Here is a 610-nt window from a genome sequence, read left to right as displayed (position 1 = left end):
TTAAGCCAAAATTCAGCAGTAGTATCAAAAAAATAGGCTAATCTTAGTGCTGTATCGGGAGTCACTGGACTATTTTCCGCAACAATACGTTCTATCCTCGTACGTGGAACATTTAATGCTTTTGCAAGGGCGTAAGCAGAGAGAGCATATTCTTTTAAATATTCTTCGCGTAAAATTTCTCCGGGATGAATAGCAATATAATTTTTCATCTCGACCTCCTACAGATCAATGATAATCTACGATTTCAACTTCATAAGCGCCATTAGAACGCCATTCAAAACAAATACGAAACTGGTCATTAATACGAATAGAATATTGTCCTTGGCGGTCACCTTTCAATGCTTCTAAACGATTTCCCGGAGGACTGCGTAAATCTTTAAGATCAACTGCCTTATCCAGCATAAACAATTTTCTTTGAGCTATACGTACTAGAGTTGTTGGAAAGCCTCTGGGCGGATTACCTTCTAAAAGATCTTTACACCGCTTATCCGCAAAAGATTCAATCACCAAATCACCTTTATTCGTTCTTTTACGTATCATAACACGATACCAATATAAAGAAAAGGATAAATGTTAAATAACAGGAGCCCTCATGCATCCGAGAGAGACG

General features: G+C 37.9%; 2 protein-coding genes. Both read right to left on the bottom strand.

Going from position 1 to position 610, the window contains the following annotated elements:
• Window positions 1-209, bottom strand: a 209-nt coding sequence (locus ACFIJS_RS09390) for a HigA family addiction module antitoxin (RefSeq protein ID WP_375651340.1), incomplete at its 3' end; no start/stop codon positions are given.
• Between the two features lie 16 nt (window positions 210-225).
• Entirely contained in the window at window positions 226-540 is a 315-nt protein-coding gene (locus tag ACFIJS_RS09385; RefSeq protein WP_375651338.1) for a type II toxin-antitoxin system RelE/ParE family toxin, read from the bottom strand.
• Between the last annotated feature and the right edge of the window lie 70 nt (window positions 541-610).

Origin of the sequence: Bartonella sp. OT172YNZD (genome assembly GCF_042193725.1) — a bacterium.
Lineage (GTDB): Bacteria > Pseudomonadota > Alphaproteobacteria > Rhizobiales > Rhizobiaceae > Bartonella > Bartonella grahamii_A.
Note: the sequence above shows the minus strand (reverse complement) of the source record. Positions and strands in the feature narration are given on the sequence as shown.

Coding starts and splice junctions, on each gene's coding strand:
- ACFIJS_RS09385 (WP_375651338.1), bottom strand. CDS start 540: ATGATACGTAAAAGAACGAATAAAGGTGATTTGGTGATTGAATCTTTT.